This is a genomic window from Ruminococcus flavefaciens ATCC 19208 (assembly GCF_000518765.1).
Taxonomy (GTDB): Bacteria; Bacillota; Clostridia; order Oscillospirales; family Ruminococcaceae; genus Ruminococcus; species Ruminococcus flavefaciens.
Genome location: NZ_JAEF01000016.1, coordinates 1 through 26,430 on the forward strand (window position 1 = coordinate 1; position 26,430 = coordinate 26,430).

Below are 26,430 nucleotides of genomic sequence, written 5' to 3' on the forward strand. Positions count from 1 at the left end.
GAAGGCATCTAAGCGTGAAGCCGACCTTAAGATAAGATATCCCTTCGTAAGAGTAAGACCTCTCAAAGACTATGAGTTTGATAGGCTCAAAGTGTAAGCGTGGTGACACGTTCAGCTTGCGAGTACTAATCGGTCGAGGGCTTTTCCTTTTTACTTCATTAAGAGTTCTTGCCTCGCATTACGCTTTATTCGTTTCAAAACTTCAAAAGTATGTATATATTAAGTCGGTGCTTATGGCAATGAGGTCACACCCGTTCCCATTCCGAACACGGAAGTTAAGCTCATTCGCGTTGACGATACTTGGCTGGTGACGGCCCGGGAAACTAAATCAGTGCCGACACTTTAAAGGACTACTTCACGTAGTCCTTTTTTATTTGACATCTTTTCTCTTATATGATAAAATTAAATATCTGATAAAATAAGGAGTATTATATGAATAATAATTCGACCTGCGAAAAAGGATCTGAGAACGCGTTAAGCCGCTTATTTTGCTTTTTCGCTGCTCACTCGTATATTACAGCTTTTCTGCTCTGTATAGCGACTGTTCCGTTGTTTTTTTGTTCGATAGATACGTCAGCAGGCTGTTCGGTATATGTATTGCTTATTGTCTACTGTTTAACGGCAGGCTTGGCTGTCGCTGTACAGTGTATAAAGAACGGTTTTGATCTGAAGGTATCACTGCCTCTGACTGTCGCGGCTGTAGCAGTCGGGCTGCTGGGGGTTACATATTTTGAAGATCACAAGCAAAGGCTCACAACGGTTTTTGTATTTGGTATACTTATTTCTTTTGCGCTGTATGCTGCACTTTTTAATGAGAAATTCAAGCGTCAGTGCAATGCGCTGCTTATATTCTGTCTTAGCTTTACGGTGAAGCTCACATACGTACTTGGCACATCTGTTTATGAGCGTCAGCATGATGTTAACTGGTTCGGAGCTCCCGACGAAGCAGCTCCCGGACATCTTGGCTATGTGGCTTATCTGTTTTATAATCATAAGCTTTATGACGCTGATTACAGAGGGATATCCCAGTATTGCCATCCGCCTCTGCATCACGCTTTATGTGCTGTATGGATAAATCTTATGAACGGGGTATTCGGTGTGGATATGAACAAGGCGGTGGAGTCGGTGCAGATCCTTCCTATGTTTTACTCATTGACTATAATCATCACAGCATATAAGATATTCCGCCATTTCAGGCTTGACGGAGCGGCTCTTTATATTCCTTTTATAATTACTGCATTTCACCCGTGTTTTACGTTCCTTGCAAGCCTTGTAAACAATGATGCTCTTGCGTGGGCGCTGACTATGGGAGCTGTTCTTCTCACCCTTAAATGGTACAAAGAGCCGACGCTGAAGAACATCATAGGCATTGCTCTTTGCATTGGTCTTGGTATGATGGCGAAGCTCTCTGCTGCTCTGATAGCTATACCTGTTGCAATTGTATTTCTTGTGGTTTTAATAAGGAGCTTCAAGAAATTGTGGAAGAAGCTTCTGGGACATTTTGTGGCTTTCGGAGCTGTATGTGCTCCTCTCGGGCTCTGGTTCCCTGTGCGCGGACTTATCCGCTGGGGCATACCCCTTACGTATGTGCAGGAGCTCCCCGAAATGGATCAGTCTATAAAGGGGATAACCTTCTGGGAGCGCATTACGGATTTCTCTCTTGTACAGGTGAAAAATGTCTACGAAAACTGGCTGTGGCGCGATGAATATGGCGAACCTCAGGGCTTTAACGAGCATAATCCGCTGATCGCTATTCTCAAGAACTCCGTTTTTGGTGAGTTCATCAACGGAAATAATTTTGCGACAAGGCAGTATATGAATAAAGTCTGCGCTGTATTTTTCTGGCTTGCTGTATTTATTGCTGCTGTAGCTTTTGTGTGCATAATTACGGGAACTATCAGAAAAGGCGCAGCAGACAGAGTTCAGAAGGTATTTTTGGTGTATACCTACGCTTTCCTTGTAGGCAATCTTTATGTTCTTTCGATGAATTATCGGTTTGTTTGCAGTATGAATTTCCGCTATCTCATGCCGACTGTCATTATCGGAGCACTTTTCCTCGGCTTTGAGCTTTCAAATGCGGAGAAAAGCGGCATAGCAGCTGCAAAGGCGCTGAAGATATGTCTTGCACCTGCCTCGGTGGTTTTTGCGGTTTTGTCATCGTTTATTTATTTTATGGTAGCCTTAGGCGAATGAAAAAAGTCCGAAAGTGTTTTGCTTTCGGACTTTTTTGTCATTTTATGCTTCTTCAAAAATGATGCTTTGATTATCGGCTGAGGTGCGTGTTATAAGTTCTTCTTCGCCTATTATCTGTACAAGGTTAAGGATAATATCATGCAATGCACTTTTACTATGGTAGTAGATCGTTGTTGATTTAGATGCTTTTATAAGATCTTCTATTATATCGCCGTCTGTTGTTGCAACCGAATGACCGTAAATATATGTATTTATATTTCTGCCCATGCTTAGCCAGTTTTTGTAATTATCTCCTGTTCCCTTGAAGATGCGCTGATAGAATTTCTTGAATTCTATATACTCGTTGTCTTTATTTTTATCATCGCCTTCGAGGTATTCTTCTATTCCAAGGACAAGATCGCAGGTCTTTGTTTTATATTCCTTTACAAATTTATCATGATATTTTATTGTTTTATCTTCGGCTAATTTCTCTTTTAGTTTTTCCTCCAATTCTTTATTGCTTATTTTCTCGTATTGTTCTTTTATTTCTTTTTTGATCTTTTCTTTGAATATCTTTTCTGCTTCGTCGTTAAGTTCTTGTTCTGTTTTATTACGTGCTCGGCCGTGTATGTAGTTGCTTGCGCTGTTTACCTCATCTTTTTTTATTTTTTTATACACTCGATTAAAAGTATCTGTATAATTGAAGTTCAGAACATGAATCGGCATCATTTTTTTGAAAAATTCTTTTTCAGTGCAATCACTATATTTTATAAAGTCGGAAAGATATAATTCGAGACATCGTGTAAGGCGGTCTAAGTCATCAATAAGCTTTTCTTTAAGTTCCTTTATTTTTTTTGTAGAATTATTTTGGCTTGTTAGATATGGTGCTAAAGACATAAGAATGTCGTAATTTTGATTAATTTCAATGTTTGTGTTGGGGTTTTTTGTAATATTATATTGTATTACTTCCTTTCTTATTCTGTCCAATTCCTGTACAACATCTGATATTTCTGCTTCAAAATCCAGCCAGTTCTGTTTTTCTTTCAGATTATTTTGAAAGGCTTTGTCGAAATGGTGAAACCATAGGTTGTTTTCTATTAACGACAGATATTCATCTCGGACTGATTTCTCCATTTTTTCAAAGTATTCACGATATTTTTCGTAATGTTCTTCATTTCCGTAAGGTTTAAATTCTTCTATTTTATCAAGATTTAAAGAACATTTTTTTTTAAAGAAAGCTACAAACTCCAGAAAATCCTGATACTTTGTAGGCAGTCCGTGTGCAATATCAAATCCGTTGCCGATGACAAGAATATTCATAAATATCTCCTCCGTCGAATAGTGTAGAAAAGAGTCGGTTTTTAACATTATATCACGATGAGCAGGAGCTTGTCAACAAAAAAAGTCCCTGCAAAAGCAGGGACTTGTGAGGTATTATGAATCAAGGTCATTGTAAGTGATCTGACCTACTGTTGCATTGCTGTTTTTGTTTATCATATCCTTGAGGACAGTGATAACAGAAGTATTGATATTTCCGCTCTTCTTACATACAGATGATCTGAATTCAAAATTGATTCTTCCCATAGGGGTATTCTGACCTGCTGTAAGACGTTTGTAAGCGTCTGTAGCGTCCTCGATTATGTCTGTATAAGCAACATCGTTGATATTGCCCTTTATTGCAACGATGAACTCGTCTGAGCCTGTACGGTAGATCCTGCTGCCCTTGAATACCTGATTGATTATATCAACTGTTCTGACGAGCAGCCAGTCGCCGACGTCGTTGCCGTACTGGGTATTTACTCTGCTGAAGTTGTTTATATTATACATAACGAAGTAATAAGGTTCATCGGGAGTAGCATCTTTTCCCTCAAAATCCATAGAGAAAGCGATTCTGTTTCCGACTTCTGTAAGAACATCCTTGAACATAGCAGTATAAAGTGATTCCTTGGTTTTGTTGCTTTTGATGATAGTAGAAGCAAGCTTCTGGTTTGCTTTTTCCTGCATCTTGTTGATGAAGTTGAATATTATCATAAGGATAAAAACAGCAACACCGAATATTGCCATATAGATACGCATTACATTTGTAAGCGAATAAACCTCGCTCTTGGTATCATTGAGAATGAATATCCAGTTATAGTCAGGTATATAGGAGTATATACCGATATACTTCTTGCCGTTTTCCTTATATTCAAAGCTGCCCTGAGCTGCTTCCGCAGTACCGCTGAGCTTTTTGCAGATAGCCTTTATCTCTTTATTTTCTGCGGCAGTACCGATAAGCTCTGAGTCGTTATTGAAAACGAAGTTACCGCTCTCAACGTTTACCATTGTGTAGGTAACATCTTTTACGCCATTGATAGGGAGCTGATTAAGGGTGTCAATAAGACCTGCTGTATAGATACCGAGTCCCACGAAGCCGACAGGCTCTCCGTTGTCATCGTATACAGCTTTATACATTGAAACTATCTGTTTTCCCGAAGCGGGCGAGATTATCATACCTGTGTTGTAAACACCGTTTCCTGCCTTTACCAGTGCGTCCTGAAGCTGGCGGAGCGAATCGGCTTCTTTTCTTGTAGTGATACCGACTGTTTCGGGATTTGTATGTGCGATACAGTGGGTATTCCATTCGCCTATCCAGAGACCTTCAAGATTGTCTATATCGTTTGAATAATCCTCTGTGTAAGCCTGAGCCTCAGCCTGAAGTGCAGTATTTTCGGGGCTTTTAAGGAACTTCTTGACAATGGACGCTTTACTGAAGTAAGTGAGCTTGTCCTCAGAGTTCTTAACGTAGGCCTCGATAATACTTGCGCGTTCGTTGGTGATAGTTTTAAGATTACGGATAGAATTGTTTCGTGTTGCTGAGCTGACGGTCATTGTGATGACCAGAGACAGCACAAGCAAGATAATAAGCTGTACTATAAGCACTATGCTTACAGTTGACATCTTTTTTTGTCCTCTCATATTAAAAAATCCTCCCTGTTTTTACTTCATATCACTTCCTGAAAAAGCCGAACTTCTTTTTCTTTGTCGGCAGACTTTCAAGAAACTCATCAGTGTCATCGTCAACAGATCTTAAAAGGCTGTTGACTTTGTTTTTCAGCAGATCGCCTTTGGCGTTTTCCGTGTTTGCTGTGGAAGTTTCTCTGACAGTTTTGATATCAGGTTCCTGTATTTCTTCAGGTTCTGATGAAGGGACAGGTTCGGGAGCTTGTGGAGCAGCAGGTGCAGTAATTGGTTGAGGGACAGGTGGTGGAGCGACAGCGTGTGCTGAAATAAATTGCGGCTGTACAGGTGTATGTCCGACGAAATTAGGGTTATCCATCATTCCGCCCATAGGCGCGGCAAACATTCCGACCTCGTTTATGCTGATCATCCTGTCCTGAAGCATGACCATACACCCGATATTTTCCTGTGCAAGCGACAAAATATAGCCAAGACAATTATTGCAAGGCAGCATAGGAGTCCTCATCTGTGTGCTGATCAGAAGAAGCCCTATTATGATATTTTCGCCTGCTGCGAGCATATTCCTTACCGCGTCCACTTCTGCGTGGATCGAGTTATTCATATCTGTATGGCTGATGCCTGTATAGATCCTGCCTGAATCGGTCTGCAAAGCGCAGACTGTATCGGACGGGGTAACGAAAGCTCCTGATTCTAAAAGTCTGATAGCTGTTGAATGAGCAGCATTAAATATCGCCTCTGAATTCATTATTTCACCTCACATCTTAAATTAGTAGCCATTAGCATTTCGTGTTTGGTGATAAAAAAATCCCTCTTAATCGAAATACTAATTGATTTTGATCGGAAGGCTTGTTACTGCATATGTTCTTTATAATAAAATTATACACCTAAATGCAAATTTGCTCAACCCCAAAAATGAAGAAAAGGTGCATTTTTTAACTCCAAAAAATGTTCGTATTGTGCTATAAGATGCGCATTTGACAGCTGAGCGTTTTTGCAAACGGCAGATTTTAGACATATTTCAGCATTAAATAAAAAGTATGCGCTGTTAACTGAAAATTCATAATACATATATAATATTAAATAAAAATAAATACTCCAAGTATAAATGGTAATCTCTGATTATAAAAACCATATATCGTTAAACAGTATGTATATATCAAAAACTTTAAGTATTTAAGCTTATAATAACAATATTTATACTTTTTGAGCGGCAAGGCACAAGAAAATAGCGGTTTTTACGGGAGTTATTGTGGCTTTTGACGAAATGAAGGCGAGGCAAACTGCCCCGAATCAGAGGGCGATATAATAATACTATATGATGAGATATAGGTACGGTTTTTATATAAAAAATGAGCGATTTTAAGTGCTGAACAGCGCCACGATAGCCAAAATGTGATATTTTTGATGAGATATCCCTTTTGTAGAACCTTCAATGTATACGGCGTATGCATTTTTTACTACGGAGAATAACAATTTTTTGCATCAAATTTAATGGAAAACTCGATAGGAGAATACCTGCGATTTTTTTGTGGGCTTATCGAACTTTTTATTTTCAGAGCTTCTGAACGGCGGGCCTGATCTGTAGTTCTGTAAATCTCACCGGTTCCGGCAAAAGGTGTCCGGCCTGTATTTGCTAAGTGCAATCTGTATTTGATAGTGTATATATGTGGAAACAATATAAATGCTTTGTTAGCTACCGCTGGCCGAGGAGTACATTTCTGAATAAAAAAATTCCCGATTCGCTTGGAATCGGGAATTCTGTGTAATCCCAGCAGGGATAAAATTATCTCTTTGAGAACTGTCGGGGCGTTAAGAAAACAGTCCTGTGGACTGTTTTTAGCCATGACCGCAGCAGCTGAGCTGCGAGGATTTCTCAGAGGTAAAAGAAAAGTACCTCTGCAAAGCAAAGGTACTTGTATTTCTTTGAATTCTCTCAGCAGGGATAAAATTATCTCTTTGAGAACTGAGGAGCGCGACGAGCAGCCTTGAGACCGTACTTCTTTCTCTCCTTCATTCTTGGGTCACGAGTGAGGAAGCCAGCCTTCTTGAGGGTTGGACGGAGCTCGGGATCGAATTCAAGAAGAGCTCTTGAAACGCCGTGTCTGATAGCGCCAGCCTGACCTGTAACGCCGCCGCCTGCAACAGTGCAAACGATATCGAACTTCTCAACATTGTCAGTAAGAGCGAGAGGCTGACGAACGATGAGCTTGAGTGTTTCGAGACCGAAATACTCATCAATGCCTCTGCCATTTATAGTAACATTACCTGAACCTGGGTAAATTCTTACTCTTGCTACGGAGTGCTTTCTTCTGCCTGTTCCGTAGTAGTATTTAACTTTTGATTCGTACATTTAAAAGCACCTCCTAATTAAAGCTCGTAAGCAACAGGCTTCTGAGCCTCCTGCTTGTGATTAGCGTCCTTGTAGGTTCTGAGTCTCTTGAGCTGAGCTCTGCCGAGGCTGTTGTTAGGGAGCATACCGTTAACAGCGATCATCATAGCTCTGTCAGCCTGCTCAGCCATCATATCCTTGTAAGAAATGGACTTGAGACCGCCGATCCAGCCTGTGTGCCAGTAGTACTTCTTCTGCTCGAGCTTTCTTCCTGTAAGAACAGCCTTAGCGCAGTTAATAACGATAACGTGATCTCCGCAATCTACGTTGGGAGTATAAGTAGGCTTATGCTTGCCTCTGAGAATGTGAGCAGCCTTAGCAGCAACACGACCGAGGGACTGACCCTCAGCGTCGAGGATATACCAAGTACGGCTTACTTCAGCGGGTTTTGCCAGTGTAGTTGACATAATATTTTCCTCCTGTAATTATATTTCGGAAGGAAAGCGAATTCGGAAACAAGAGGCAGAGCCTCCGAATAAAGCTTTAAGGACCTGCCTCTTGCTTCCCGAAAAAACGCCTGTTCCTTCACAGTGCAAGATTTATTATACACGATATAAAGTAGTATGTCAAGGGATTTTTAAGGATTTTTTTAATATATACCCTATTTTCTCTTAAAATCTCTCGCTTATGCTCTGTTTCTCTCTGTTTCTCATGTTTCATTTCATCTTTTTGAAGTAGAAAAATGCGGAGATATTCCGTGAAATTGTGTGCAAATTGTCGAGCGTTAGCCCTTAGCCTTTAGCTTGTAGGGGCTGCCTTTGGCAGCCCGTTGATTTCGATGATACACCTCGTGCTGAGAAACGACTGCCATTTTGATGATATGCGAGCGAGCAAGGGGTGCAGGCTCTGCGTCCGTGATTCCTTTACGCAATAAATACTATAATATGTTATTGTAGGGACGCGCATTGCGCGTCCGCAAACATACAACATCAGATACGGACACGGACAGCCAGCTCTGCATATGGCATTGCTAACCAAATCAAAGATTTGGAGCACTGCTTAAATGGTCGTCTATACGATTCGCTCATGTGCCTGCAGCGTAATTAACGGATAATATCCGCCCCTACGACTAACTCGTACGCTGCCTGACCATTTTTATTGTCATATATGTAATCTTGCCAATTATTGCTCTTTATGCCCTGTAATCATTGACTTATTTGTACAAACATGATACAATATATACACAAAAATTTATTTTTGGAGGGAATTTTACTATGAAAGGAAAACACATCAACAAGCTGATTGCAGGTGTTATGGGTGCAGCTATGACACTGACAGCAACAGCATCAGCTGTTCATGCAGTAGCACTCGCAGACGTACAGCTGTCAAACAACAAGGTATCCGCATCAGCAGAGGGTAAAGTAGTATTCGACCTCGGCTTTGAGAGTGAGGACGATCTCGCTAACTGGTCAAACAGAGGCGGCGACGATACTACAAAGGTGTCAATTTCGGCAGATGCTGCAAAGAGCGGCAAGAGCGGACTTCTTGCAAGCGGCAGAAGCGAGAGCTGGAACGGTCCTGCATTCCGTCTTGACGGCGTACTCGAACCAAATAAGCAGTATTACCTCAGTGCTTCTGTAAAGGGTAAGTACTACACAAGCGCAATGCTCAGCTTCCAGTCAACAGCTGACGGAGTTACATCTTACTCCAACCTCGTTCAGAACCTGAACGGCAGCGACTGGTCAACAGTCAAGGACGTACCGATCAGCTACAGCGACGGTATGGAGGGAGTTTACGTTTACTTTGAGGGCGGCTCGGACGATCTTTACATTGACGACTTCAAGATCGTTGAAGCTCCGCATATAGATATCGAGAAGGATCTTCCTTCACTCAGTGAGTTATACAAGGATCAGTTCAAGGTAGGTACTGCTCTTACTCCTGATGACCTCGCTTCACAGCCATTTATGGATCTGGTTCAGAAGCACTTCGGCGAGAGCATTACAGTCGGCAACCAGATGAAGCCCGATTATGTTCTTAACAAGGAAGCTACACTTAAATATTTCGAGGAGACAGGCGACGATACGACTCCTCAGATAAGCTTTGCACAGGCTAAGCCTGTTCTCAATTATGCAAGAAAATACGGTATTCCTGTAAGAGTTCACACTCTCGTATGGCACAGCCAGACTCCTGAGTGGTTCTTCAAGGAGGACTTTGATGAGAAGAAAGACTATGTTTCTCCCGATAAGATGAAGAAGCGTATGGAGAACTATATAAAGGCATATTTCGAGACTCTTACAAAGCTTTACCCTGATATAGACTTCTATGCCTGCGACGTTGTAAACGAAGCATGGACAGATGACGGTAAGCCGCGTGAGGCAGGTCACTGCGCTCAGTCAAACAACTACGCTGCCTCTGACTGGGTAGCTGTATTCGGCGACAACTCATTTATCGACTACGCTTTTGAGTATGCAAGAAAGTATGCTCCTGAGGGCTGCAAGCTCTATTACAATGACTTTAACGAGTACATGACAGGCAAGATGAATGCTGTATGCGAAATGGCTGAAAGGATCAAGAAGGCAGGCAATATCGACGGTATCGGTATGCAGTCTCACCTTGATGTAAGAGAGAGCCTTTCAGCAGCATTCCCGTCACTTGGTATGTATGAGACAGCTCTCAAGAATTACACAGAACTCGGTCTTGATGTTCAGATCACAGAGCTCGATGCTACTGTACAGGATAAATCGGGCGACAAGTATTTCGATGTTCAGGCTGATTACTACAAGGGACTCTTCAAGCTCTATGAGAAGTATGCAGACAAGATCTCAGCTGTTATCTTCTGGGGCGTTACAGATACAAAGAGCTGGAGAGCTTCGCAGAATCCGCTTATCTTCGATAAGGACTTCATGGCTAAGCCTGCATTCAAGGCTATCGTAGGCGACAGAACTGCTTCTGATCCTGTAAGAACTACTATTGCAGACGGCGGCAAGGTAACTACAACAACAACTACTACAACCACGACTACATCAGTTACAACTTCTGCTCAGACAACAACATCTGTGGTTGAAGAAGTTAAGGCAACTAAGCTCGGCGACGCAAATAACGACAGCCAGATCGACATGGGCGACGTTGTTATCATCATGCAGGCACTTGCTAACCCTAACAAGTACGGCATCGGCGGTACAGACGAGCATGCTATCACAAAGCAGGGCTGGGCAAACGCTGATATAGCAGGTACAAGCAAGGGCATTACAAATGACGATGCACTTGCAATACAGGAGCATCTCCTCGGCAAGCGCAGTCTTGAAGAGAAGATCGCTGATTGATCTGTGATTTACGTGATATAGTTAATATAAAAGGCTGCACGGCGAGTCTGTGCAGCCTTTTGCTGTATATTGACATTTTTCGGCAATTGTGATATCATAGACCTATATCATGCACCCCGTAAATATCAATATTCTTACGAATACTATCAAAGGAGAATTATAATGGATCTTAGAAATTTTTCAGATGGGAATCCCACATTTGAGGGTGGCAGGAAAAATGTATCGCCTGTACCTGCTATAATAGTATTAGCTGTTTTGGCAGTACTGGGCTTGTTTATGGGCATATCAGGTATGACCAAGAAAAGCCAGTCACTTGATGATGCTTTCAAATTTGGATATAAGGACGGCAGCTGCGTAAGCGGTGAGCCGGCATATGGCGCACATCACCCGAATTTTGAGTATTCTCATAGAATATGCGGTTTGCCGATACTGAAAGAATACTACTATATCATTCTGTCAGATGATGAGCAGAGCGGACTGTTGGTACGTGCCGATAAGGACTTCGGCGAAAATTTCGACAGCGAGAATTATAATAACATAAGCGGCATCAAAATAAAGGGCAACGTCAAGAGCACAAGCCGAAAGGTAAAGGAAAACTTCTCAGGCTCGGATTACAGAATACTCCCAAATGAATACTACATTGATCTGCTCAGCAATAAAATGAATATCAGATGGCTCATAATAGGCATTTACAATGCTCTGGCAGTGGTGCTTCTGACAATACATTTCATAAAGAACCGCGGTTCAGCTCCCGAAACAGCTGTCGGAAAGATCATGGCGGCAGTAATGATCATCGGTGCTTTGGTCTGCACATACCTGCTCTTATATATGATAGTTCAGATATAAGCAAGGAAATTGCGTAAATTGGGTATGCTCCGATTGACAACAGTAAAAATAGATGATATAATAATTGTATCTATTGAAATATAACAGAAAGAGGTCATAATATATGGCAAAAGATAAAAAGCTGGTATCCGAGATAACCTCAATGGACGAGGATTTTGCTCAGTGGTATACCGATATCTGCAAAAAGGCAGAGCTTATCGAATATACAAGCGTTAAGGGCTGTATGGTAATACGTCCCTATGGTTACGCTATATGGGAGAATATGCAGCATATCCTTGATACTACTTTCAAGGAGCTGGGACACGAGAATGTTTGTATGCCTATGTTTATCCCCGAGAGCCTTCTCCAGAAGGAAAAGGATCACGTTGAGGGCTTTGCTCCCGAGGTTGCATGGGTAACTCACGGCGGCAGCGAAAAGCTTGAGGACAGGCTCTGTGTACGTCCTACTTCCGAGACTCTTTTCTGTGAGCATTATGCTAATATAGTTCATTCATACCGTGATCTCCCTAAGCTCTACAACCAGTGGGTAAGCGTTGTGCGCTGGGAAAAGACAACTCGTCCTTTCCTCCGTTCAAGAGAGTTCCTCTGGCAGGAGGGTCATACTATCCACGCAACAGCTGAGGAAGCTATCGAAGAGACAGAGCGTATGCTCAATGTGTATGCTGATTTCTGCGAAAAGTCTCTCGCTATGCCTGTTGTAAAGGGCAAAAAGACAGAGAGTGACAAGTTCGCAGGTGCTGTTTCCACCTACGCTATCGAAGCTCTTATGCACGACGGTAAGGCTTTACAGGCAGGTACTTCACACTATTTCGGCGATGGCTTTGCAAAGGCTTTCGGCATTGAATATACAGATAAGGAAAACAAGAGAGTAAATCCTCATCAGACAAGCTGGGGCGTAACGACTCGTCTTATCGGTGCAGTTATCATGACTCACGGCGACAACAGCGGACTTGTTCTCCCACCTGCTGTAGCTCCGATTCAGGCTGTTATCGTACCTATCGCACAGCACAAGGAGGGCGTTCTCGACAAGGCTGGCGAGCTTCTCAACGAGCTCAAAGCCGCAGGCATCAGAGTAAAGGTCGATGACAGCGAGAACTCACCGGGCTGGAAGTTTGCCGAGTACGAAATGAAGGGCGTACCTGTTCGTATCGAGATAGGACCTCGTGATATAGAAGAAAATCAGTGCATCGTAGCTGTACGTTACAGCGGCGAAAAGAAAACAGTAGCTCTCGGCGATCTTGCTGTATATGTAAAGGCTCTCCTTGAAAAGGAGATACCCGAGGGTATGTTCAATAAGGCTGCCGAGAACCGTGCAAACAGGACTTATACCTGCACAACTCTCGACGAGATCAAAAATGCTCTTGAAGAGAAGGGCGACGGCTTCGTAAAGGCAATGTGGTGCGGCGAAGAGGCTTGCGAGGACGAGGTAAAGGAAAAGACAGGCGTTGGCTCAAGATGTATCCCATTCGAGCAGGAACAGATCAGCGACAAGTGCGTATGCTGCGGCAAGCCTGCTAAGTATATGGTTTACTGGGGCAAGGCTTATTGATAAGTCTGTGAGATCACAAAGCCTGAGAAATAAAAGCTTTCTCAGGCTTTATTTATATGTACTATAATTATTGACTGCGAATATGAAATATTTTAGGTTTACCAAGGTTAACACCTACCAATTTTGTATATTTAATATGATAGAATATATCATGTAAAGTTTTCAGAGGTGAGAGATATAAAAACAGTTGAGATATTCACTGACGGCGCATGCAGCGGCAATCCCGGACCCGGAGGCTACGGCGTGGTACTTCGTTTTGGCAGCATCGAAAAGGAACTTTCGGGCGGAGACAGCGCAACTACCAATAACAGAATGGAGCTTCTCGGAGTCATTACGGGACTTTCGGCTTTGAAAGAGCCGTGCAAAGTCATTCTTACCACCGACAGCAAATACGTTGTAGACAGCGTAACAAAGGGCTGGGTATACGGTTGGAAGAAGAAAGGCTGGATAAAATCCGACAAAAAGCCTGCTCTGAATGTTGACCTGTGGGAACAGCTTCTGCCGCTCCTTGAAAAGCACGATGTTACATTTAATTGGGTAAAAGGACACGCAGGACACCCCGAAAACGAACGCTGCGACAGGCTTGCAGTCGAGCAGCGTGATAAATATGCAAAATAGGAGGATAAATCGTTGGAAAAAAGATTTATTTACGCAGATAATGCAGCGACTACCGCGGTTTCGGAGGAAGTTCTGAACGCTATGCTCCCTTATTTCAGAACGGCTTACGGAAATGCATCAAGTATATACAAGCTTGGACGCGATGCACAGAGAGATGTTGAGATCGCCCGTGAAAAGGTAGCAAAGGCTCTGGGAGCTGAGCCGAGGGAGATATTCTTTACAAGCTGCGGTTCAGAGTCCGACAACTGGGCTATCAAGGGTACTGCGGAGCTTATGGCTAAAAAGGGAAAGAAACACATCGTTACTTCCGTATTTGAGCACCATGCAGTTCTTCATACCTGTGAATACCTTGAAAAGCACGGCTTTGAGGTAACATATGTGCCTGTAAGCGACAAGGGCCTCATCGACCCCGAGGACGTAAAAAAGGCTATCCGCGAGGATACCGCACTTGTTACCATAATGTATGCAAATAACGAGATAGGCACTATACAGCCTATTGAAGAAATAGCCGCAGTCTGCAAGGAAAAGGGCGTTCTTTTCCATACCGATGCAGTACAGGCTGTGGGACATATTGATATAGATGTCCACAAGCAGGGAATAGATATGCTTTCCCTTTCAGGACATAAGATACACGCCCAGAAGGGCATAGGCGCACTTTATATCCGCAAGGGTATAGTTCTGCCTAATCTTATACACGGCGGCGGTCAGGAACGCGCAAAACGTGCAGGCACGGAAAATGTACCTGCTATCGTAGGTCTCGGAGTTGCTATCGAGGCTGCAACACGCAATATTGCCGAAAAGGCTGCTGTCATAACTCCAAGGAGAAACCGTCTTATAGACGAGCTTCTCAAGATACCGTATACCCGTCTTAACGGCGACAGAGACAAGAGACTCCCCGGAAATCTGAATATTTCCTTTGAGGGCTTGGAGGGAGAATCACTCCTGCTCATGCTCGACCTTAACGGTATATGCGGTTCATCGGGCTCAGCCTGCACATCAGGCTCACTCGACCCGTCACACGTTCTGCTTTCCATCGGTCTCGTTCATGCAGTTGCTCATGGTTCGCTGAGACTTTCTATCGAGGAAGATGTAACAGATGAGGATATCGACTATATCCTTGAAGTTATCCCGAAGGTAGTGGACAAGCTGCGTTCAATGTCACCTGTATGGGAGAGAATGATGAAGGGCGAGAAATACGAATAAAACACCATAATAGGGGGCGTATTTATGAATTTTCTGGATAAGCTCAAGGAAATGATATTTAACCGCGATAAGTCTGATACAGGATTTATGACTGATGATGAAAAAGAGCTTCGTGAATACGAGGCGTATTATACCCCGCAGTCAGGAGTTGCCGAAGGTACCTATTCTGAGTTCGTTGTTACAGATGTATTCACTATATCAGGAAGAGGAACAGTAGTTACAGGTACAGTAACAGGCGGTATATTTCGTGTTGGCGATGAGGTTCTGCTCATACACAATGGAAATGCAGGTACTCCGACGACTATCGTTGGTATAGAGCAGTTCCGTAAGGTCTGTGAATTTATTTCCGAGGGTGCAAATGCAGGTATCATGCTGAAGGATATCGACAGGAAGCAAGTATCCAGAAACGACATAATCAAGAAGAAGTGATTCCCTGTTAATATACTTTTTTCGTGAAATACAGCGGCATGAGACCGCGAAAGAATAACAAAGGAGCGATTTTTATGTTATACAGTGAAAAGGTAATGGATCATTTCTCAAATCCGAGAAATGTTGGTGAGATAGAGGACGCTGACGGCGTAGGCGAGATCGGTAACGCAAAATGCGGCGATATTATGAAAATGTATCTGAAGATAGACAATAATATCATCACAGATGCAAAGTTCAAGACATTCGGCTGCGGTGCGGCAGTTGCCACATCTTCAATGGCTACAGAGCTTATAAAGGGCAAGTCTGTAGATGACGCACTGAAGCTCACAAACGAGGCTGTTGTGGAGGCTCTTGACGGACTTCCGGCAGTAAAGATACACTGCTCAGTGCTTGCGGAGCAGGCTGTAAGATCGGCACTTTCCGATTACTATACAAAGCAGGGCATTGACCCTATACCGATAGTCGGCGAGATCAAAGAACCAGAAGAATAAAAAAGAGGACGGCGTGAGCCGTCCTTTTTTATTCATTATCTTCATCTGATTCATCATCAGATTCTTCGTCCTCGTCGCTGTCTTCCTCGTCTTCTTCCTCATCAGCCTCGTCTTCTTCCTCATCAGCCTCGTCATCGCCAATGATCTTTTTGTATTCCTTTTCCTCTGCCTCTTCCTTGGCTTTTTGTGCAGCAGCCTTTGCAGCTTTTCTTGCATTTGCAGGAGCAGACTTTTTGCTGCGCTTCATAAGGACTAAAGCAAATACTATAACGATAATGACAATGCCTATCATTGCGGTGATAAAAGCGATCTTGGCGATATTTACGTCCTTGGCATCATACTTTATACTCTGAGCCTTTGCGTATTTTTCGCCTGCCGAGCCTGAGAACACGCTCATTGAGAAGCCCTCAACAGCCTGACGCTGCTCGTTTTCGTAGGTAAAGCCGAAAGCGTCCTCGTCTATCTGGGTAACGCTTTTAGGGATATTTACCTGTTTAAGCTCTTCGCAGGCAAGAAAGGCTTCCTTGCCTATGGTCTTGATGCCCTCAGTAAATATGACCCTGTTGAGCTTCATACAGTACGCAAAACCGTATTGATCTATTTTTTCGAGAGAAGCAGGCAGGTCAACGGATTCAAGAGCCATATCGAACATGAAAGAACCGAAGCCTATGCTTTTGAGTCCGTCAGTAAAATCAACTTTTTGGATAGACGAGCAGTTCCTGAAAGCCTCGTCGTCTATGTATACCAGTGAAGATGGCAGGAACACGTTGGTTATATCCGCACAGGTGGAAAAAGCACCGCCCTTGACAGTGTTTATGCCGTCAGGGATAACAACATCTCCGCTTATATCCGTTGATGCACGATAGACAGAGTGTTTGCCGCTGTCCATGAGCATATCGTTTTCATAGATGAAATTAGCTGCTGCGGAAGCGTCTATATCCTTTACAGAGAACCAGCAGCCCATAGCGTTATCGCCTATTTCCGTAAGCGAAGCAGGAAGGCGGAAGGATTCTATCATGCCGCACTGATAAAAGGCATATTCACCTATTGAGGTTATTGTATCGGGCAGCTCTACATCTTGCAGATTGTCGCAGAGAGCAAATGTAAACGGCGAGACCTCTGTAAGAGTATCGGGCAGCTTTACGCTTTCAAGGGAGCTGCATGAGAAAAACGCATATTCGCCGAGAGTTTTCAGTTTTTTCGGCAAGGTAACGGATTTAAGGGAAGTACAGCCATAAAATGCTCTTGCATCTATGGAAGTGATAGAATCGGGGATAGTGAGCTGTGATATTCCGGTGCAGTTTAAAAAAGCCCCTTCGCCTATAGCAGTAACAGCAGTACCGTTTCTCATTGAAGGCACCGAGTCTACTATTGTTGCCGTACATTGTTTTATCTTGTAAGTATTGTCATCTTGGAGCTCATAGACGAATGAACCATCGGTAAGCGGATCGTCCCCTGCGCCCTGTAAATTATCGGCAGCGGCGCTGAAAGGCATACTGCATAATGTCATAAGTCCTGCCGCAATAAAGGCGGCAGCCTTTTTAATATCAATCCTCATCGGATTCGTCCTCCTCATTGTCGTCCTCGTATTCATCATCATTTTCTTCAGCTTCGTCCTCGGCAGCTTCTTCCTCAGCCTTCTTCTTGCTGCGGAGCTCGGCTGCTTTTTCTTTTCTTTTGGCTTTTTCGGCAGCAGCCTTTTTCTTTTTTGCGCTCTTGCCGATAAGGATTCCAAGCACGGTGAGGACAGCTGCACCGATTATTCCTATGAGTGCATAAAGGAAACGGGTATCCATATTCTTTCCGAATATCTCTGTTGTATTTGCGATGACTTCTATGCCGTTTGCCTTAGCGAATTTATAAGCTTCGGAGCCCTCAGGTGCATAAAGCTTGAAGCCCTCAACAACAGCGTCCTTGCCGTTTTCGTCGTCTTCGGTCTCGGAGTCGGTGTCAGAGTCGGCATCAGAGCTGTCGGCAGAATGGTCTTTGTAGTATCCGAAAGCATAGGGCCCGATAGTTTTGAGGTTTTCGTAGAGTCTCAGGCTTTTCAGTGAGGTACAGTTATAAAAAGCGTCAGCTTCAAGGGTATTAAGGCATTCGGAGACCTCAACGGAGCTGAGATTTGAGCAGCCCTCAAATGCATATGCCAGTATTTTTTCCACCTTTGACATTTTCACGCTTTTGATATTCTTATTGTTAAGGAAAGCTGAAATGCCTATCTCTTTTACACTGTCGGGTACAGTGAAGCTGTCGCCCGATTTATTTGCAGGGTAGCAGAGAAGAGTAGTCTTGTCTTTTGAGTAGAGTATGCCGTTATCAGAGCTGTAGTTTCCGTCGCCTTCACCGATGTTTATTTCTTCAAGCATCGGGCAGTATACGAAAGGCTCTTCGTCCTGCCATTCCTTCAGACAGCCTGCGGCTGTTACCTTTTTCAGTGCGCCGCAGCCGCTGAAAATACCGCGTCCTATGGTCTCAGCGCCCTTGAATTCGATAGTCTCGAGCTTTGCGCACTCAGCGAAAGCAGCTTCGCCTATTTTCTTTACACTCTCGGGTACAGTAATGGTTTTCAGCTCGGGACATTGCAGGAAAGCACTTTCTCTTATTTCCGTAACAGTGTCAGGGAGGACTATCTCCTCAGCCTGACAAAGTGAAAAACAGCCCGGATATATTACGGTTATTGTATTTCCGTCTATTTCCGAAGGAACATTAACGGTCGTACCCTCGGCTCTGCATGAGATGAGAAGTGTGTTATTGTTCTTTATAGCGTAGGTATAGTCGCCCGAATTGACAGTTTCGAGATCCATGATCTCTTTTTCCTGAGTATACTGTTCACGGGTAAGGAAGGTAAAGTCGTTCTTGTAATCATAGTCGCTGTCTGAGTCTGTAGAATAGGTGTAAGCTGCACCGCCGATACTGCCGACTAATGTAAAGTCGTTCATAGGTATTATACCGCCGTTTGGCGATGAACGGTATCCGAAAGCGGAATAGCCTATATCCTGTACAGAATCGGGGATAATTGCGGTATCGAGACCTGCATCCACGAAAGCGTACTGTCCGATAGAGGTCAGGGATTCGGGGAACTCTATATCCTTGATACCGGTACAGCCTGCAAAAGCACCGCCTCCGATAACTGTAAGAGCGCTTGGGAATATTACATTTTCCAGCGCACTGCACTGTGAAAAGGCATAGTTGGAGATCTCTGTTACAGCAGTTTTGCTGAGATCGGCTGATTTGAGATTTGTCATATCGCCGAATGCGAAAGCGTCCAGTTCTGCCAGAGAAGACGGAAACTCAAGAGAAACGGGCTTTGCGTTGTAGAACGCAGCAAAACCGATAGTTGTAACTCCCTCGGGGACAGTAAAGCTGTCACCCTCTTTGCAGCATGGGTAGCTCAGGAGAGTTTTCCTGTCCTTGCTGTAGAGAACGTCGTCCTCGGCGGTATATTCAGTATTTCCGCTTTCCACCTTTATTTCCTGAAGGTATGTGCAGTACATAAAAGGATTATCGGCGGAGATATATTTGATAGAAGCAGGGATTGTAACAGAGAGATAAGGATTGTTTTCCTGATCAGTTCCCAGCGCGGTCCTGCCAAGCTCTGTTACCTTTTTGCCGTCGAGAGTATCAGGTATGACAAGAGACTCCGCACCGCTGGTGCAGCCCTCGATACGTACATTTCCCTCGGAAGTAAGAGAATACTTGAAATCGCCGCTGTACTTGTAATCATTTTCCTCAGCGGCATCTGTGGTTGCTTCGCTGCCGTCCTCGTCTTCGACGAGCGCACCGTCAATGGCAGCAAAAGATACCAAAGGTGAAGCCGCAGATGAAGCGCAGAGTATAAGACCTGCGATAAAAGCGGCAGTTTTTTTACAGTTAAACATAAATATTACCCTCTCATTATTTATGCGGCAGAAGCCGTTAATTCTCATTCATTATATCATAAAACGTGTTTTTTTTCAATGAATTTCACTCAGTTTTCGCATTTAAAGGCGGATATTTCAGATATTGTCCACATTTCCGCCCAATATTTCTTTCAGCTGAGCTTTCAGAGACGATATGCTGAAAAAGGGCTCGTCTGCGAAAAGTTCAAGGAGCTTTTCCATATTTTCCTCGCAGTACTCTGTCTCTTTTGAGTAGTTTTTGGCAATTTCGGCATAGTCCGAAAGGCTGAGGTCTGGCTGTTTCAGTGCGGAATATCTGAACAGGCAGCCGATAATGATAATGCTCACTGCGGCAAACTTGGTATATCCCAGTATTTCGCCGTCATAAACGCTTTTCAGCAGGTATCGGAATATGAGATACTGTGCTATCCTGCGGAGATATACGTCAGCGGAGTCGTTGTGGGCAGGCAGACAGTCAAGGTGCTCGGTGCAGTCCTTTATGTAGGGAAGCCAGTTTTCGTCAATAGGCTCAAGCTCTGCAAAGCAGCCGAAAATACAGCGTAGATCGCTGCCGCTGACTTTGGTTTCCGTGTCGGGAAAGGGCATATCAATGCTTTCCTGTACATCTGCGGCAATATCAAGGATACGGCAAAGTGCGTCGGCAGGGGAGATGCTTTCATCACCGAGTATACCAAGCATATGACTTCTTGCGGAGAAGATAAGCGAGAAAAGCTCCTCGTCATAGCTGCCTGCTGCTCCCTCATCGGGGATATCAGTCTCGGACAGGGTGAACGGACGGGAGAGTATAAGCTCCGCAGCGGCTTCACAGCAAAGTCCCGTGCCACCCTCCTTGAGTCCGTCGAACCACTCGAAGTACCGCGGGTGATCGGAGCATATGCGGCACAGCCTGTCCTCGCCAAGCTCGGTATAGATATCACAGAGCCCTTTCTTATTCAGAAAGGGGCAGCGTTCATCTTCCGTGAGGACAAAGCAGCCGTCACGGATATTGTCCCTGAGTCTTTTGCCGAATTCTCCGCCTACGCTGTTGTAATACTTCGCGGTGTCGGGGTCAATGTCTATCTCCCAGCCCTTACAGCAGCTGTCCCTGCATTTATCTGCGATACAGCAGAAATCCCTGCAGTATTCGGGTGTCCTGTATATCATATGGCATCTCCTTTACGGCAATAGTAAAGGGACTGAAGTCAGTCCCTTACATTTTCGATAAATTCTGTTTTGCTGTGCTTGATTATCTCGGCTCTGTTGAACTCCTCTGGAGTAATGAAAGTAGGAACTATCTCATGGAGCTGAGCAATAACGGTCTCGCAAAGATTTTCGTTTGCGGCATTGCGCAGCCTTCTGAGCTTTCTGATGAAGTCATCGCCGTCAAGCTCTATCTGCTGACCGATAAAGATAAGCTCGTTTGAGGTCTTTCTGAGACCTTCCTCGTTCATGAGAAGCTCTTCGCGTAGCTTTTCGCCGGGACGGAGACCTGTGAACTTGATCTCAACATCTTTATATGGCTCTTTTCCGTACATACGTATAAGGTTTTCTGCAAGCTTTACGATATGTACGGGCTTACCCATATCAAGCACGAATATCTCTCCGCCCTGTGCAATGGCAGCGGCTTCGAGGACGAGGCTGACAGCCTCCGGAATGGTCATAAAGTATCTTATAACGTCGGGGTGAGTTACAGTAACGGGCTTGCCCTGCTCTATCTGCTTCTTGAAGAGCGGTATTACAGAGCCGTTAGAGCCGAGAACGTTTCCGAAACGTGTTGTTACGAACTCGGTACAGCCGTCCTTCTGCTGTGAGAGGTACTGTATTATCATTTCGCAGCAGCGTTTTGAAGCGCCCATGACGTTGGTCGGATTGACAGCCTTATCCGTAGATATCATAACGAATTTCTTTACCTTGTGGAACTGTGCCAGCGAAGCGGTATTGAAGGTACCTATAACGTTGTTCTTGATAGCCTCCATAGGCGAATTTTCCATAAGAGGAACGTGCTTGTGTGCAGCTGCATGGAACACGATATCGGGCTTGTACTTTTCAAATATGCGGTTCATGCGGTAATAGTCTCTTACAGAAGCGATAAGCACGGTAAGATTAAGACTGTCGCCGTAGTCCATGACAAGCTCCTGCTGGATAGCGTAGGCGTTGTTCTCGTAGATATCCACAATGATTATCTGCTGAGGACCGTATTTTGCGATCTGGCGTACAAGCTCAGAGCCGATGGAACCGCCTCCGCCTGTTACCATACAGACCTTGCCGTATATGAAATGGCGTATTTCTTCGTTATCGAATTTTATCGGAGCGCGTCCGAGAAGGTCCTCCACATTGATGTCGCGCATCTGTGTAAGGAGCGGAGTATTTCCGTTGTCAAAGATAAGGTTTCCGATGAAGGGAACTACCTTGACAGGGAGATTTGTTCCCGAACAGATATCGAGGATACGTTTTCTTTCGTCCTCAAGACATGAGGGGATAGCGAAGATGATCTGCTCGATATGCTGCTGGTCAGCGAACTTTATTATCTCGTTTGTATTGCCGACAACAGTAACTCCGTCTATTACGGTGCCTATCTTTGATCTGTCATCGTCGATGATGCATACAGGCTCATACTGAGCGCTTATCTTGTCGTCAGCCAGAGATGAAGCAGTGGCATTTTTTATTTCTGTAAGTATCATGCGGCAGGTCTGACCGCCGCCGACGATCATGGTACGTTTTTTGCCGCTGTCGCTTATAGAGTTTTTAAATGTAACGAAGGTCTCTTTAAAAAACAGTCTGAAGAGGCATATGCCTGTAAGAGCTATAGCTCCGTGAACGCAGGCAAAGGTTATGTCTACGTTTTTCCTGATGATGTAAACAAAGACACTTGCAACGACAAATCCGCAAATGACTCCGTAAACACAGGAGAGGTAATCACGCTTGTGGAAGAATCTCCACAGCTTATTGTAAGCTCCGAATATCAGCAGCGCACCACAGCAGGTGACGGAGCAGACCACAAAGCTCATAAGCATATCAGAGCGCGAGATCTCCGAACCGAAGAACGAAAGAACGAAATTTGCGATAAGTGCAGAGGCTATGACAATAAAAGCATCTGCAAAGGCGAGAATTACTCTGCGGAAACTGAACTTTTCTAATAAATTTTTCATCTTTTTCCCCCATAAGCTCATTATATAAAGCCGCTTAAATTATTCCCCCTGCTCCTCGGCCACTATGGGAGCAGCTTCCTGAAGCGGTTCTGCGTTTACTTTCAGCAGATCATTTGAAGCTTCAAGGATCTCAGGGTCACATACCTCCAAACAAACATCCCAGTTCGGACACCTCGTGTCCGTATTGTGCGCATCGCTTCCGAAAACGATAGTCCGTTTCTCCTTGACCAGCCGTTTTAACAAGTCTCTCTCTCTCTGTAATAAGAACGCATCATTATTAAACTGAAAAACAGCGTCGGTTTTGAGAATCTTTTCAAAATTTTCGGGCGAATAATATGTGAGGTATCGGTGTATGTGGGCAAGCACTATCGTCAGCCCGTACTCCGAAGCGATAGCGTTTATTTCCTCAGACATCCAATCCTCATAATCGCGGAACGGCAGCTCGAGAAGTATCATTCCTGAATCCTCTATAGCAAGCTGCTCTATTCCGTGGATTTTCGATATTCCGTGTTCTATGGCGACCTCTGCGCCAAGGATTATATTGGGTATTGCAGAAAAATCGGCAATACTTTCAAAGGCGTCCTCACGCCTCAGCAGATATTCTGTCAGTGAACGCTCCTCATGGGCATAGAAATGAGGAGTTGCGACGATCCTTTCAACGCCCTGCTCCTTCATTATATCTATCATATCCAGAGCAGTGTCAGCGTCAGGTGCACCGTCGTCCATACCGGGCAGAATATGGCAATGGTAATCAGTAAGCATATTCAGTTGTCTTCCTTTTTTCTACATTAGTGCGAATTTATACAAGATAAAAAGCATATTTTTCTCTTTGCTTTTTGTTATAAAATTTGTCTTATTGGCACAACTGCTTCTCATTATCTGTACAGCGATACCGTTATAATTATATAACAGTTCCTATTGTTTTGTCAATAGGTAACAAATGTTAATATTATTTCATAATTGACTTAGGATAAGAAATTATTATATTTTCGTGAAATAGAAAATGCAGCTGCAAAATGCAGCTGCATTCAGAGGTATATGAGAACCTATATTGCGGTGTAGAATTAGTCTACTACTGTGCCTTCTGCAACAGGGAGTGAATTAACCTTGTGGAGAAGGAAGAGCTGGATAACCTGAGCGTCCTTTACAGTAACGCCGTCGTTGCCGTAAACGTCAGCAGCCTTAGCAGCAGCATCGCTGAGCTGATACTTGTTAGGATTTGCGAGAGACTGCATGATAAGAACTACGTCGCTCATGTCAACTTCGCCGTCCTGGTTAGCATCGCCGTTGCCTGTGCTCTTTGTGTTAGGAGTGCTTACTGTTGTTGTCTCAGTAACAGTAGTTGTTGCACTTGTAGTTGTAGTAGTAGATGTAACTGTTGTAGTAGTTGTGGTTGTAGTAGTTGTAGATGTAGTAGTTGTTGTTGTCTGCTGAGCAGCACCGACCTTATAATCCTTCATCTCAACCTTCTCTGGGTTGTACCAGATCTGGAACTCTATAGAAGTTGCATCAGCAGGGATCTTATCAAGAGCGATAGTAACTGCTGCTGTACCGTCAGAACCGATAGTTGTTTCCCACTCGATCTGTGTCCAGTCAGGAGTCTTGAAGCCGAGGCAGCCGTTTGTAAGTGTGCCAGCTTCACCTGTGAGGTTGATTGTGAGGTTGCCGTTTCTGTTGCTGTCGAGGTCGATCTTGTACTTCTTTGTCTTGTCAACAGGAACTTCAACTTCTACGTCAGGAGCATTGAGAACTACCATCTGCTTAACAACTGTAACAGCAGCAGTTCTTGCCTGAATGTGGTTAACGTTTGAGAGATCGCCGCTCCATGAAGCAGGGAGCTGCTTGTCAACGAGATAGTAAGCAATACCGTTCTTCTCGTCTACTGTGTAAGGTGAGATCTCTGTCCAGTTGTCATAGCTCTTGTCTGAGAAGCAAAGAACAGGTGTATCGCCTGTGTACTTTATAGCAACTTCCTTGCCCTTGAGATCGTTCCATGAGATCTCTACGCCCGGAGTTGTGTTTCCGTATACAGGAGCAGCAGCCTTAGCAGCGTCGATCTCAACGTCTGAGCTGATGAGAGCCTTGCCTGCTGAGAGATCCTGATGGCTGTACTCAGGCATCTTGCCTTCGCTGCCCCAAACGATAGAATCATCGTTCATGATCTCCATCATCTTGTTGATGATAGGAAGGCTTGAAGAATACCATTCACCAGTCTCACGGTTGATATAGCCGTGGCACTCGCCGGGAGCCTTAGGATTTGACTCAATGTTGTTGTCCCAGAGACAGCATGGGATACCGTACTTCTTAGTTGTTGTGAAGTACTGAGTTGTCCAGTCTACACGAGCCTGTGTGTTGCCGAAGTTAGATGTACCCATCTCACCGATAACTACAGGAACGTCCTTATTGATGAACATATCGCGGAAGTTCTGGAGGTTGTAAGCGAGGTCGTTGCTGAACTCCTTTGTGAAGGTGTCGTGATATGCACCTTCCTTCTCGTTTGTGTTCATTGTGAAGTTGTAAGGAGTGTAAGCGTGGATAGAAACAGCGAGGAAGTCGTCATTCTCGGGAAGAACGATCTGATTGAGGAAGGTCTTGTCAGAGCTTGCAACATAGCCCGGGAGCATAAGAAGTCTGGTCTTTGCGTAGGGACCGTCCATGCCTCTGATGAGCTTAACGAAGTCAGCCTCCAGCTTGTTGATAACGTCAGCCTCAGCAACAGGTGTTGCATACCACCATTCGTGGTCTGTGCCCTTAGCACGTGGCTCGTTCATGCACTCAAATATGAGGTGCTGATCGTAATCCTTGAATTCTGTAGCGATCTGCTCCCAGAGCTTCAGGAGTCTGGGCTTGATATCGTCATAAGCTGTAGCGAGATCGGGTCTGTTGATCCAGCCCTCCTCGTGGTGAATGTTGAGGATAACGTACATACCGTTCTTGTAAGCGTAGTCAACTACCTCGTGAACTCTTGCCATCCATGCAGGGTCAACGTTGTCGTTTGAGTCAAGGTGCTGGAACCATGTTGTAGGGATACGAACAGTGTTGAAGCCCTTTGCCTTGAGAGACTTGAAGAGTGTCTCATTTGCCTTCGGGCAGCCCCAGCAGGTCTCTGAATCAAGACCGTAGGTGCTGAGAGCAACGCCGTTCTCGTCCTGAGCATAAGCATCAAGTGTGTTACCGAGATTCCAGCCCACCTTCATATTCTGTGTGATCTGAAAAGCCGTCATTGTGTTTGCTGCCTTTGCGTAGTTGATCGGAGCTACGCTGAGTGTAGATAAGAGGCATGCTGCAGCAGCAGAGATGCTAACAAAACGTTTAACATTCTTTGAACCAATAAACATAATGTTTTCCTCCTTAATAATAATGATATTTGATTTATTCGATCGAAGCTCAGTGCAAAAAGCTTCAATCTAACTTTACACCTAAATTTTATCATATGTGTAGAATAAAGTCAAGCGGATTTGTGCAAATTACATAATATGTTA

19 protein-coding genes and 2 rRNA genes are annotated in these 26,430 nt (G+C 44.2%); 10 read left to right on the forward strand and 11 right to left on the reverse strand.

Going from position 1 to position 26,430, the window contains the following annotated elements; genetic code table 11:
• From L870_RS0104355 to L870_RS0104365, 3 genes are all read left to right on the forward strand, one after another.
• Positions 1-150, forward strand: a 23S ribosomal RNA gene (locus L870_RS0104355); the annotation flags it as partial.
• A 73-nt stretch (positions 151-223) separates the two neighbouring features.
• Positions 224-340 (forward strand): 5S ribosomal RNA (rrf, locus tag L870_RS0104360).
• Between the two features lie 287 nt (positions 341-627).
• Positions 628-2,193 (forward strand): ArnT family glycosyltransferase, encoded by a 1,566-nt coding sequence (locus tag L870_RS0104365; protein WP_242836486.1) that lies wholly within the window; start codon positions 628-630, stop codon positions 2,191-2,193.
• Positions 2,194-2,235: 42 nt separating this feature from the next.
• On the opposite strand, the gene L870_RS0104370 is transcribed toward L870_RS0104365, so the two are convergent.
• The 5 genes from L870_RS0104370 to rplM all read right to left on the reverse strand — a co-directional run bounded on the left by L870_RS0104370 (position 2,236) and on the right by rplM (position 7,929).
• Complete coding sequence (locus tag L870_RS0104370; RefSeq protein WP_028517095.1) at positions 2,236-3,492, reverse strand: AbiH family protein; 1,257 nt, start codon at positions 3,490-3,492, stop codon at positions 2,236-2,238.
• A gap of 114 nt (positions 3,493-3,606) precedes the next feature.
• Positions 3,607-5,130: a diguanylate cyclase domain-containing protein gene (locus L870_RS0104375; RefSeq protein WP_028517096.1), complete on the reverse strand. Its 1,524-nt coding sequence runs from the start codon at positions 5,128-5,130 to the stop codon at positions 3,607-3,609.
• A gap of 31 nt (positions 5,131-5,161) precedes the next feature.
• Complete coding sequence (locus L870_RS0104380) at positions 5,162-5,878, reverse strand: cytidine deaminase (protein ID WP_028517097.1); 717 nt, start codon at positions 5,876-5,878, stop codon at positions 5,162-5,164.
• Between the two features lie 1,203 nt (positions 5,879-7,081).
• A complete protein-coding gene (rpsI, locus tag L870_RS0104385) occupies positions 7,082-7,483 on the reverse strand; it encodes a 30S ribosomal protein S9 (RefSeq protein ID WP_028517098.1) in 402 nt (133 codons plus the stop codon).
• A 17-nt stretch (positions 7,484-7,500) separates the two neighbouring features.
• The gene (gene rplM, locus L870_RS0104390; protein ID WP_028517099.1) at positions 7,501-7,929 is read right to left on the reverse strand and encodes a 50S ribosomal protein L13; all 429 of its coding nucleotides are present in this window, start codon (positions 7,927-7,929) and stop codon (positions 7,501-7,503) included.
• An 807-nt stretch (positions 7,930-8,736) separates the two neighbouring features.
• Between rplM and L870_RS0104395 the strand changes: the two genes are divergently transcribed.
• The 7 genes from L870_RS0104395 to nifU all read left to right on the forward strand — a co-directional run bounded on the left by L870_RS0104395 (position 8,737) and on the right by nifU (position 15,921).
• Complete coding sequence (locus tag L870_RS0104395) at positions 8,737-10,785, forward strand: endo-1,4-beta-xylanase (RefSeq protein WP_028517100.1); 2,049 nt, start codon at positions 8,737-8,739, stop codon at positions 10,783-10,785.
• A gap of 162 nt (positions 10,786-10,947) precedes the next feature.
• Positions 10,948-11,631: a hypothetical protein gene (locus tag L870_RS0104400; RefSeq protein ID WP_028517101.1), complete on the forward strand. Its 684-nt coding sequence runs from the start codon at positions 10,948-10,950 to the stop codon at positions 11,629-11,631.
• Between the two features lie 103 nt (positions 11,632-11,734).
• Positions 11,735-13,180, forward strand: a complete 1,446-nt coding sequence (gene proS / locus L870_RS0104405; protein WP_028517102.1) for a proline--tRNA ligase — start codon at positions 11,735-11,737, stop codon at positions 13,178-13,180.
• A 177-nt stretch (positions 13,181-13,357) separates the two neighbouring features.
• On the forward strand, positions 13,358-13,798 hold the full coding sequence (rnhA, locus tag L870_RS0104410) for a ribonuclease HI (RefSeq protein ID WP_028517103.1): 441 nt from the start codon (positions 13,358-13,360) through the stop codon (positions 13,796-13,798).
• A gap of 12 nt (positions 13,799-13,810) precedes the next feature.
• Entirely contained in the window at positions 13,811-15,001 is a 1,191-nt protein-coding gene (gene nifS, locus L870_RS0104415) for a cysteine desulfurase NifS (RefSeq protein WP_028517104.1), read from the forward strand.
• 24 nt (positions 15,002-15,025) lie between these two features.
• On the forward strand, positions 15,026-15,430 hold the full coding sequence (locus tag L870_RS0104420; RefSeq protein ID WP_028517105.1) for an EF-Tu/IF-2/RF-3 family GTPase: 405 nt from the start codon (positions 15,026-15,028) through the stop codon (positions 15,428-15,430).
• Positions 15,431-15,504: 74 nt separating this feature from the next.
• Positions 15,505-15,921 carry a Fe-S cluster assembly scaffold protein NifU gene (gene nifU / locus L870_RS0104425; RefSeq protein WP_028517106.1) on the forward strand — a complete coding sequence of 139 codons (417 nt, stop codon included), beginning with the start codon at positions 15,505-15,507 and terminating at the stop codon, positions 15,919-15,921.
• Between the two features lie 28 nt (positions 15,922-15,949).
• Here the strand turns inward: nifU and L870_RS0104430 are convergent, their stop codons facing one another.
• The 6 genes from L870_RS0104430 to L870_RS0104455 all read right to left on the reverse strand — a co-directional run bounded on the left by L870_RS0104430 (position 15,950) and on the right by L870_RS0104455 (position 26,286).
• Positions 15,950-17,479 carry a leucine-rich repeat domain-containing protein gene (locus L870_RS0104430; protein ID WP_028517107.1) on the reverse strand — a complete coding sequence of 510 codons (1,530 nt, stop codon included), beginning with the start codon at positions 17,477-17,479 and terminating at the stop codon, positions 15,950-15,952.
• Positions 17,469-19,799 carry a leucine-rich repeat domain-containing protein gene (locus L870_RS0104435; RefSeq protein WP_028517108.1) on the reverse strand — a complete coding sequence of 777 codons (2,331 nt, stop codon included), beginning with the start codon at positions 19,797-19,799 and terminating at the stop codon, positions 17,469-17,471. The genes L870_RS0104430 and L870_RS0104435 overlap by 11 nt, the downstream gene beginning before the upstream one ends.
• Positions 19,800-19,916: 117 nt before the next feature.
• Entirely contained in the window at positions 19,917-20,963 is a 1,047-nt protein-coding gene (gene fliB, locus L870_RS0104440) for a flagellin lysine-N-methylase (protein ID WP_028517109.1), read from the reverse strand.
• 38 nt (positions 20,964-21,001) lie between these two features.
• Positions 21,002-22,948: a polysaccharide biosynthesis protein gene (locus L870_RS0104445; RefSeq protein ID WP_028517110.1), complete on the reverse strand. Its 1,947-nt coding sequence runs from the start codon at positions 22,946-22,948 to the stop codon at positions 21,002-21,004.
• 39 nt (positions 22,949-22,987) lie between these two features.
• Positions 22,988-23,710 carry a CpsB/CapC family capsule biosynthesis tyrosine phosphatase gene (locus tag L870_RS16635; RefSeq protein ID WP_207637711.1) on the reverse strand — a complete coding sequence of 241 codons (723 nt, stop codon included), beginning with the start codon at positions 23,708-23,710 and terminating at the stop codon, positions 22,988-22,990.
• 302 nt (positions 23,711-24,012) lie between these two features.
• Positions 24,013-26,286, reverse strand: a complete 2,274-nt coding sequence (locus L870_RS0104455; RefSeq protein WP_028517111.1) for a cellulase family glycosylhydrolase — start codon at positions 26,284-26,286, stop codon at positions 24,013-24,015.
• Between the last annotated feature and the right edge of the window lie 144 nt (positions 26,287-26,430).